13 protein-coding genes are annotated in these 9,212 nt (G+C 63.4%); 7 read left to right on the top strand and 6 right to left on the bottom strand.

Translation table 11 applies throughout. The features are described from left to right. The coding region (locus AYR66_RS11580) for a LysR substrate-binding domain-containing protein (protein WP_088709763.1) at positions 1-780 on the top strand (780 nt) is incomplete at its 5' end. On the opposite strand, the gene AYR66_RS11575 is transcribed toward AYR66_RS11580, so the two are convergent. After that, a complete protein-coding gene (locus tag AYR66_RS11575) occupies positions 774-1,298 on the bottom strand; it encodes a hypothetical protein (protein WP_141104060.1) in 525 nt (174 codons plus the stop codon). The two genes, AYR66_RS11580 and AYR66_RS11575, sit on opposite strands and share 7 nt — an antisense overlap. A 188-nt stretch (positions 1,299-1,486) precedes the next feature. Here AYR66_RS11575 and AYR66_RS11570 point away from each other — a divergent pair, with 188 nt between their 5' ends. After that, positions 1,487-2,044 (top strand): DUF4124 domain-containing protein, encoded by a 558-nt coding sequence (locus AYR66_RS11570; protein WP_088707612.1) that lies wholly within the window; start codon positions 1,487-1,489, stop codon positions 2,042-2,044. Here AYR66_RS11570 and AYR66_RS11565 read toward each other — a convergent pair whose 3' ends face one another. After that, positions 2,045-2,620: a restriction endonuclease gene (locus tag AYR66_RS11565; protein ID WP_088707611.1), complete on the bottom strand. Its 576-nt coding sequence runs from the start codon at positions 2,618-2,620 to the stop codon at positions 2,045-2,047. Positions 2,621-2,815: 195 nt separating this feature from the next. On the opposite strand from AYR66_RS11565, the gene AYR66_RS11560 reads away from it, so the two are divergent. Then, complete coding sequence (locus AYR66_RS11560) at positions 2,816-3,289, top strand: SRPBCC family protein (RefSeq protein ID WP_088707610.1); 474 nt, start codon at positions 2,816-2,818, stop codon at positions 3,287-3,289. Positions 3,290-3,314: 25 nt separating this feature from the next. Here the strand turns inward: AYR66_RS11560 and AYR66_RS11555 are convergent, their stop codons facing one another. Together AYR66_RS11555 and AYR66_RS11550 are read right to left on the bottom strand one after the other, a co-directional pair. After that, positions 3,315-4,571: a hypothetical protein gene (locus AYR66_RS11555; protein ID WP_088707609.1), complete on the bottom strand. Its 1,257-nt coding sequence runs from the start codon at positions 4,569-4,571 to the stop codon at positions 3,315-3,317. A 68-nt stretch (positions 4,572-4,639) separates the two neighbouring features. Further along, positions 4,640-5,059: a VOC family protein gene (locus tag AYR66_RS11550; RefSeq protein WP_088707608.1), complete on the bottom strand. Its 420-nt coding sequence runs from the start codon at positions 5,057-5,059 to the stop codon at positions 4,640-4,642. Between the two features lie 119 nt (positions 5,060-5,178). Here AYR66_RS11550 and AYR66_RS11545 point away from each other — a divergent pair, with 119 nt between their 5' ends. Together AYR66_RS11545 and folE are read left to right on the top strand one after the other, a co-directional pair. Continuing rightward, a complete protein-coding gene (locus AYR66_RS11545) occupies positions 5,179-5,874 on the top strand; it encodes an RNA polymerase sigma factor (RefSeq protein ID WP_088707607.1) in 696 nt (231 codons plus the stop codon). Positions 5,875-5,936: 62 nt separating this feature from the next. Continuing rightward, on the top strand, positions 5,937-6,542 hold the full coding sequence (folE, locus tag AYR66_RS11540; protein WP_234814881.1) for a GTP cyclohydrolase I FolE: 606 nt from the start codon (positions 5,937-5,939) through the stop codon (positions 6,540-6,542). Here folE and AYR66_RS11535 read toward each other — a convergent pair whose 3' ends face one another. Both AYR66_RS11535 and AYR66_RS11530 read right to left on the bottom strand, forming a co-directional pair. Then, on the bottom strand, positions 6,543-7,499 hold the full coding sequence (locus AYR66_RS11535) for a chemotaxis protein (RefSeq protein WP_088709761.1): 957 nt from the start codon (positions 7,497-7,499) through the stop codon (positions 6,543-6,545). 113 nt (positions 7,500-7,612) lie between these two features. Next, positions 7,613-8,293 (bottom strand): dienelactone hydrolase family protein, encoded by a 681-nt coding sequence (locus AYR66_RS11530; protein WP_088707606.1) that lies wholly within the window; start codon positions 8,291-8,293, stop codon positions 7,613-7,615. A gap of 135 nt (positions 8,294-8,428) precedes the next feature. Here AYR66_RS11530 and AYR66_RS11525 point away from each other — a divergent pair, with 135 nt between their 5' ends. Together AYR66_RS11525 and AYR66_RS11520 are read left to right on the top strand one after the other, a co-directional pair. Further along, complete coding sequence (locus AYR66_RS11525) at positions 8,429-8,665, top strand: hypothetical protein (protein WP_088707605.1); 237 nt, start codon at positions 8,429-8,431, stop codon at positions 8,663-8,665. A gap of 63 nt (positions 8,666-8,728) precedes the next feature. After that, a partial coding sequence (locus AYR66_RS11520) for a glutathione S-transferase family protein (protein ID WP_088709760.1) occupies positions 8,729-9,212 on the top strand: 484 nt, incomplete at its 3' end.

The raw sequence follows: 9,212 nt of genomic DNA, 5'->3' as shown, positions 1-9,212 counted from the left end.
AGCCGGCAGGTGCAGGCGCTGGAAGAGCATCTCGGCACGCCGCTGCTGGTGCGCAAGCATCGCGCGGTCGCATTGACCGAAGCGGGCCGGCGCCTGTTCGACCTCGCCTCCCCATGGCTGGAGCGCCTGTCCGAATACACGCAATCGCTGAAGGAAGAAGCCCGCGTGCGCCCGGTCACGATCACCGCCAGCATCGGCGTGACGTCGCTGTGGCTGCTGTCCCGCCTCGGCCGCTTCCAGGCCGCGCATCCGCACATCGACGTGCGGGTCGCCGCCAACAACCGCATCCTGGATCTGGAGCGTGAAGGCATCGACGTAGCTATCCGCTACACCCGGGAATCGGGCATTCCCCAAGGCGCGCGGCGGCTATTCGGCGAGGCCGTCGTGCCTGTGGCGAGCAGGGCGGTTGCGGCGAAGGCATTCCGCACGCCGGCCGCGCTGCTGCAGCAGGTGCTGCTGGAACTGGACGAAGGCGGTGTGCCCTGGCTGCACTGGGCGGACTGGCTGAGTGCCAAGGGTTTCGGCCAGGCCAAGCCGAAGGGTTATCTCCACTTCAACCAGTACGACCAGGTCATCCAGGCCGCCATCGCCGGCCATGGCGTGGCGCTCGGCCGGCTGGCGCTGGTGCGGCCGATGCTGGACGATGGACGGTTGGTGGCACAGAAGGATGCGGAAGTCGGAATCGACGACCATGCCTACTGGCTGGTGCAGGCGTCAGAGGCACCGCGGGAGGAAGTGCGGATATTCAGCGAGTGGATTGTGGAGGAGGCGGGTCAGTAAGCGTAACGCACTGCGAGACCGCCACCCCACTTCTGCATGCCTTCCGTGTTGTATTCGCGCGAGAGGTAGGTCTGCGCTTTCCACGAGCGGTCCACGTTGTGCTTATAGCACGCGGTGACTTCGCGCATGTTGGCCGGAGGCCGGAAGGGTTTGTCGCTGCAGCCGAAACCGATGCCGGAGGTGTCAGGCTCAGGCATCGGTTTCGGCTCGGCCTTCAGCGCATGGCCGAGCTGCGCATGCTTGTCGTGGACAGTAGGCGCACCAAGCTGGCGCTTGTCGGCGAGCGCGCCGTTGAGCTTGAAAACCGGATCCTGGAACAGGTTGTAGGTGACGATACGGCGCGGTGCTTCCTTGTCGCCGCGCTTGCCCTTGGCGGCCTTCGTGGCATCCTGGTGCCTGGCCGAAGCGGCATTTCCCGGCCTTCCCGCCTTCGACTCGGCGGCATGGCCGGGCAACGCTGCAAGCGCAGCGGAAGCCAATGCGGCGATCACGGCGATGACGGGCAATGTTTTTGACATGGCGACGGTCCCCAAGAGGTGGGGCTGCAGTTCCATTATCGGCATTTCCCCTCAGAAATGAAGTATTTCCTGCGGAAACAATGACTTGGGACAGGAAACTGTCGTACTTTCGCCGCATTCCCGCGCCTTGCTCATTCTCAGGAAGTCCCGCCCGCGGGCCTGCTATGGTGTGCCAAAGGAGCGCCGCCATGACCCTGCCCCGCCTATGCATCCTTGCCCTCGCCCTGCTGCCTGCCGCCGTGCCGGCTGAAGATATTCCCAAGCCGGAACCGATTGGCAAACCTGCCACCAAGGTCTACCGCCAGGTTACGCCCAACGGCCGCGTCATCTATTCGGACAAGCCGGTCAAGGGTGCGCGGGTAGATGAAACCCTTACCATCGATCCACCCCCGACCGGTACGCCGTCCGCCGCCGTGTCAGGCACACCACCTTCGCCGCCGATGGGCACGCTGCCCACGCCGGTCGACCGGGTCACCGTCATCCCCGTCCCCGGCAAGCCGAGGACGGCGGACGATGCGCAGGCCGATGTGATCCGTGCCGAAATGCTGCTGGAAGATGCACGCAAGCGCATGGAAGCCGGCGCCGAACCGCTGCCGGGAGAACGCATCGGCACCGCCTCGGGCGGCACGCGCCTGAGTGACGACTACCACGCGCGCCAGAAGCGGCTGGCTGAGGAAGTCGCGGTGGCGGAAAACGTGCTGAAGAAATCGATTGCGGAAAGGGATGCGCTAAAAGACGGACGGTAGTTACTTGCGTACCATCCCCCTGAGCAGGGACGCCAGCGCGTCTTCGCGCAGCACACGGATGCGCTGCTCGTCCGCATAGCGGCGGGCGTTCTCGCTCAACGGCCCGACGGTAATGTACAGGCGTTCATGCGCGCCGCACGACTCGGCTGCGGCCACCAGTTCGCGCAGGGGTTCGACACCGGTATTGGCCGCCTTCCAGCGCTTGCCGCTGACAACCGCCTTGCGGCCGTCCTTCACGACCTCGAAATCGGCACCGCCCTCGCGGCGTTTGACGTCGTAACCGTCGCGGCGGTAACCAGCCTCCAGGGCATCGGCGAAGTCGCGCCAGCTCATCGCGGCGACCATTTCCCGTGTGTTCGCGACGGCGGAAGCGTCCGGCGCAGGCCACTGCTTCACCGCGGCGATGATACCGATGACAAAGAAGGGGAATCCGGCGGAGATGCCGTACGCCGCATACTGGCGCGGAAACAGCACGCTTGCCGCCAGCGATGCAACGATCGCGATCAGAATGCTGATCCACCACGGCTTGCGCAGCAGGATCGCGAACAGCGAGTTTTCCGACATTTTCAGCTTCATGCCTGCGCTCCCTTTTTTCCAGGTTGAATCAGCGGGGACATGGTTGTTTCGAGAGGCAGCATGGGAATGACCTGGTGGAACGTTGCCGCCGATTATAGCGGCGCCAACACATGCCTTCGGAATTTTCCGTCCAGGGCTTGTCTAAACGCCCACATGCGGTCTTACGTACCGCTTTTGACAACCCTGGAGGAAAACATGTCCACTGTCGAAAAATCGATCGAAGTGAATGTTCCCGTGTCCACCGCGTACAACCAATGGACGCAGTTCGAAGACTTTCCGAAATTCATGGAAGGCGTCGAGGAAGTCAGGCAACTCGATGACACGCACCTGCACTGGTGCGCCAACGTGGCCGGCAAGCGCAAGGAATGGCAGGCGGAGATCACCGAGCAGATTCCCGACCAGCGCATCGCCTGGCGCAGCACCACCGGCGCGCAGAACGCGGGCGTCGTCACCTTCCACCATATCGATGCGAACACCACGCGCATCATGCTGCAGATGGACTATGACCCGGAAGGCGTGGCCGAGAATGTGGGCGACGCGGTCGGCGTCGTATCGCGTCGCGTTGAAGGCGACCTGGAACGGTTCAAGGAATTCCTGGAGTCGCGCGGGCAGGCCACCGGCGCATGGCGCGGAAATGTGCAGCAAGGGCAGCCGCGTCAGGGTATGTGAGGCCCTGACACGACATCTTTTCCGATCAGTTACCGAACAGTCCCTTCAGCAGCTTGACCGGATTCGGCACCACGTCCTGCAGCGACGGCGGTGCCGCATTCCCTTCGGGCTCGTTCGCCGTCACGCTGCCGCGTCCGCTGCGCTGCGCCTCGCGCGATTCGTCCATGCCCAGCATCGTCATCCCGGTCGACTTGATCCGCACCCGCGCCGTCCAATCCGGCTGCCAGTTGGCCGGCGCCTTTTCCGGACGCGGCGGATGGGACACGTTCAGCTCGTTGCCGTAAGCGATCATGTTCAGCATCGCTCCTTCCGCCTTGTCGAAGATCCCTTTCGGCACCTTGCAGTCGACAGTGGACGGCGGCAGGATGACTTTCTGCTGCAGCAGTTTCGTGATCTGCGCCGGCGACTGGTAGGTCATGAGCGACCAGCCGTTGTCGGGCTTTTCGCTCGAGCTCCAGAAAATCATGTCCTGCGCCCCGCCCTGGCCTTCCGCCGCGCCCTGCGCATGCAGGAAGTAGCCCTTCGCGTGCTGCATGCCGGTCCATGACACCTGCACGCCATCCTTCGGCGCGCCCCGTGTCGTGAGCTGGACCTTGGGCAGGAAATCGTAGGGCGCGCCCACATTGAACTTCAGCGTCGCCGGCACGCCATCGCCGCTCACCGCATGCTCGCCTTCCAGCGACGCATTGTCGGGCACACGCTTGTTGTCGCGCTCGTTCGGCCACAGCGAATGCCCCGGACGGCCCTGCACGCCCTTGCTCGCGCCGCCGTGGCTGGCGAAGAACTGGGCGAATTCGGCGTAATCCTGCTTCGCGAAGTCAAGCACCTTCGGCTGGCCGGGACGAATCGTGTCGCCGCAGCCCCAGTAGAGCAGGATGCGCCCCTTCGGCTTGTCACCGCGATCGGGCGTCTCGTCGCGCGTCGTGGTGCCCCGCTCCGCCGGCTGCGGCCTGTTCGGAACCAGCAGCAGCGACGGCCCCATGCTCATGCCGCCCGGAATGGCATGCGTGCCTTCCACCCCCGACGGATGCGCGCGCACGTAGAGCTCGGTATCCATGGACTTGCCGCGCGCGCCCATGCCCATGGAACCGCCAAAGCTGTTCCCGCCCATGAGGCCGCCGAGCAGGCCAGCGGCAGCCCCGTCTTCCGGCATGCCGGGCATCGAGAAATTGCTGGTCGAGAGGTCGACCCAGTACTGGGCGGCGGGGCCGCGCGATTGCGCGTGGACGGCGGTTGCTGCCGCCATGGCGAGAACGACAGCGGTGCGCAGTGCGTTGTTCATGGTGTTATCTCCCTGGTGGTTTAACCTTGTTCTGTGTGGGGATTCTGCCAGAAATGTCAAAAATGCACTTACAAGGATGCCAACCCCGGATTGAACACGATCTCCCACAGGTGGCCATCTGGATCCTGGAAGTAGCCGCCATAGCCGCCGTAGAAGGTCGGCTGCGCCGCCTTCACGATCGTCGCGCCGGCCTGTGCCGCACGCGCCATGATGACGTCGACCTCGCCGGGCGAGGAGACATTGTGGCCGAGTGACATCTCCGTGGCGCTTGAAGGCTGCAGCGGCAGGCCGCTGTCGATCGACAGGCTGCGGCGCGGCCAGAGCGCCAGCTTGAGGCCGTGCTGGAGATCGAAGAAGGCGACGGCGCCGTTCTCGAACTCGGCGCCTATGATGCCATTGGTGGGAAAGCCGAGGCCGTCGCGGTAGAACGCGACCGCGCGTTCGAGGTCGTCGACGCCGAGGGTGAGGACAGTGATGTGCGGATTCATGGATATGTCCGGTTGTGGGTACTTTTCCCAGTGTAGTTGCAAATCCTTCAAGCACGCGGGAACGCGCGCAATCTCCGTTTCATCTAATGTTGCAAAATGACCAGACGAGAAAGCGCGCCATGCCCAATACCGCCGCCAAACCCGACACCAGCCTGACAGACATCGACCTTGCACATCGCATCGCCGCTTGCGATACCTCGGCGTTCGAATTGATGATGCGCCGGCACAACCGCGCGCTGTACCGTACCGCGCGCAGCATCCTGAAAGACGATGCGGAGGCGGAGGATGCGCTGCAGGATGCCTACCTTCTGGCCTACCGCAACATGGACAAGTACCGCGGCGAATCGAGCCTGGCGACCTGGTTGACACGGATCGTGGTCAACGAAGCGATCGCCCGGTCGCGCAAGCGCACTCGCCGTGCGGAAATCATCCAGCTCGCCGGCGACGACGAAATCCTCGATATGGCGGAGACCGGCATGGACGAAGCACATCCTGAACAACCCGAGCGCGCGGCGATGCGTGCCGATGCGCGCAAGCTGCTCGAAAAGAAGATCGACGAACTGCCGGATGCCTTCCGCACCGTCTTCGTGCTGCGCGCGCTGGAAGAACTGACGGTGGAGGAGACCGCAGCCTGTCTCGGCATCCCTGACGCGACGGTGCGCACGCGCTTCTTCCGCGCCCGCAGCATGCTGCGCGAATCGCTGTCGCGCGAATTCGATTTCGCGCTGGAAGACGCCTTCGGTTTCGACGGCGAGCGTTGCGACCGCATCGTGGCCGGGACGCTGGCCAGGCTGGATCCCGGCGCGAAGCAGTGATTTCCTGCTTGGTTTATGCTGGCATCGCTGCACGAAATAAACACAGTTCACGGGAGAGAGACATGACATTGCCGATGCGGGCCACGCCGATCCACGACCTGGAAGAAGAAAATTTCACGCAGCACGACTGGCGCAGGTTGCTGAAGCATCTCGGCGACGATCCTTCGCGCCAGGGCCTGCTCGATACGCCGCAGCGCGTGGAGAAAGCGTGGCAGCAGTGGACCTCGGGCTATGCGATGGACCCGGCCGACATCCTCAAGGTGTTCGAGGACGGCGCCGAGCAATACAACGAATTGATCGTGGTGCGCGGCATCCCGGTGTACAGCCATTGCGAGCACCATCTCGCGCCCTTCTTCGGCACCGCGACGGTCGGGTATACACCGAATGGCAAGATCGTGGGATTGTCGAAGCTGACGCGGCTGGTGGACTGCTTCGCGAAGCGGCTGCAGGTGCAGGAGCGGCTGACGATACAGATCGCGGAAGCGCTGATGGAGCATGTGGAGCCGCTGTCGGTCGGCGTCGTGATCCGTTGCCGCCACATGTGCATGGAAAGCCGCGGCATACAGACGCCGGGCGAGGAAACGGTCACCTCGGCGCTGCTGGGGGAAATGCGGACCAACCTCGGGCTGCGCGGTGAGTTCCTCGCGCTGGCCCGGGAAAACAAATGATTACTTCGCCAGTGCCTTGCGCAGGGTGGTGGCGAGATCCTCGGCGTTGAACTTGGCCACGTAGGCATTGGCGCCCACGCTGCGCACATGCTCCTCGTTGGTCGTCCCCGACAGCGACGAATGGATCACTACCGGGATGGAGGCGAAGCGTGCGTTCTGCTTGATGTTGCGTGTCAGCGTGAAGCCGTCCATCTCCGGCATCTCAAGGTCGGACAGCACCAGCGCGACCTTGTCCTGCACGGTCTTGCCTTCCGCTTCCGCCTGCACGGCGATCGACTGCAGCCGCTCCCAGGCTTCCTTGCCGGTCTTGGTCATGATGAAGGGCACGCCCATCGCTTCGAGGCCCTGCTCGATCAGCGAGCGGGCGACCACCGAGTCATCGGCGGCAAGCACCACCGCGCCGGGAGGAATGATGACCTTGTCGCCGACCTCTTCCGGATTGACATCCTGCTCGCCGGGCGCGCCCATTTCGCGCAGGATGGTTTCCACGTCCAGCACCTGCGCCAGGCGCGAGCCTTCGGTATTGCCGTCCAGGCGCGCGATGCTGGTGACGGTACGGCCGGCGGCGGTGTTCTCGGCCGACAGGACCTGGTTCCAGTCGAGGCGAACGATGTCTTCCACTGCTTCGACCGCGAAGCCTTGGGTGGTGCGCGCGAACTCGGTCACCAGAAGGATGTTGAGGCCGGTCTTGGGAATGCAGCCGACGATGGCGGGCAGGTCGAGCACCGGAATGATCTGGCCGCGCAGGTTGACGACGCCCAGCATGTGCGGACGCGAGCCGGCAATGCCGGTGATTTCGGGCATCGCCACGATTTCGCGGATCTTGAACACATTGATGCCGAAAAGCTCCGAGCGCTCGCCGTTGGCATCGCCGCCCAAGCGGAACAGGAGCATTTCAAACTTGTTCGAGCTGGTGAGGTTGCTGCGCTCGTCGATATCCTTCTGAACTGCGTCAATCATTGTTGCCCCTGCTGGTCGTCAAAATTTTCATTGAGCGTAGCAGTTCGCCTACCGCACGACAATGCACTGGGGCAAGTAATTACTCAATTTTTTACAGTTCCGGCACCCATTCAGCCGCCGTGGGCGCGGAACAACGCCAACGTGCGGGCGCGCGCCAATGTTGCACTTCCGTCATCATAGTCCTTGCGTCGGTCGGAGTTGAATCCGTGGCCTGCCTCGTACAGGTGCACCTCGACCTGCGGATGCTGCGCCCTGACCGCCTCGACGCCCTCAAGCGGAATACTGGCATCGAACTTGCCGAAATGCAGGATCGTCGGGCAACGCGGCGTTTCACCGGCCATCTTCGGGATAAGGCTGCCGTAGTAACCTGATGCGGCCGCCAGGTCCGTGCAACGGCAAGCGGCCGCCCAGGTCACCGAACCGCCGTAGCAGTAGCCGGTGATGAAGACCGGCCCCTTGTCTTTCAGGCTGTCGATGCAGGTCTGTACGTCGGCCACGGACTGGTCGAAAGGATGCTGCTCGCGCGCCACGCGCAGGGCCGCCTGCACATCCTCGGGCGAATAGCCTGCCTGCAGGCCGGGCGCCTCGCGGTCGAAGAGCGCCGGCGCAAGCACCTCATAACCTTCAGCGGCATAGCGATCGCACTGTTCGCGGATATGTTCGGTGACGCCAAAGATTTCCTGGATGAGGACCAGGCCGCCGCGCCGCGCGCCGGCCGGTTCGGCATGGTAGACGCCGATCGCGGCGCCGTCGCCCATTGTCATCGTGATCATCTTTCCGGTGAGTGCCATTGCTTGTCCTTTCGCCATCGAATTCGGCCAGTATAGCGAGGCGCCGCTATCGGCGTTTGGCTTGTCGCAGGGCAGCAATGCAAAACTCCCGGAATGCTGCTAATTTATCCATCCCGATCCAACGAGGAGACTGAGATGAAAACGATCCTGGCTGTCCTGTTGCTATCCGTGTCCGCACTCGCCAGCGCGCACAACTGTCCGAATGAAATGAAGGCGATCGACGCCAAGCTTGGCAGCGCCAGCGGCATCAGCGCCGAGAATATGGCGAAGATCAAGTCGCTGCGCGCCGACGGAGAGAAATTCCACAAGGAAGGCAAGCACGACGAGTCGATGAAAGCGCTTGGCGAAGCCAAGAAAATGCTCGGCATCTGAAGCACCAGAATTTATACATAGCCACCGTCCGGTGGCTATTTTTTTGCCGCGAGTCCCCACACCATGATTACCCTCTATCACAGCGTCAGCGCCCGCTCCTTCCGTCCCCTGTGGACATTGGAGGAACTGGGCCTGCGTCACGGCATCGATTACGAACTCCGGATGCTGCCCTTCCCGCCACGCGTGCACTGCCGCGAATACCTCGCGATCAATCCGCTCGGCACCGTGCCGGCCTTCTTCGACGGCGACGTGCGGATGACGGAATCGGCGGCGATCTGCCAGTACCTGGTGAGCAGGCACGCGCCCTCTCCGCTCGAAGTGAAACCCGATGAACCGGCCTACGGCGCGTGGCTCAACTGGCTGTATTTCGGTGAAGCCACGCTGACCTTCCCGCAGACGCTGGTGCTGCGCTACCGTCACATGGAGCCGGAGGAACGGCGGCTTCCGCAGGCGGCGGAGGATTACCAGAAGTGGTTCCTCGCGCGGCTGCGGGCAGTGGATGCGGCGCTGCCGGGCTGCGAATATCTTTGCGCAGACAGGTTCACCG

Source organism: Noviherbaspirillum denitrificans, assembly GCF_002211445.1.
GTDB lineage: Bacteria > Pseudomonadota > Gammaproteobacteria > Burkholderiales > Burkholderiaceae_D > Noviherbaspirillum > Noviherbaspirillum denitrificans.
The sequence above is the reverse complement of the archived record's forward strand: the minus strand, read 5'-3'. Positions and strand labels throughout refer to the sequence as shown.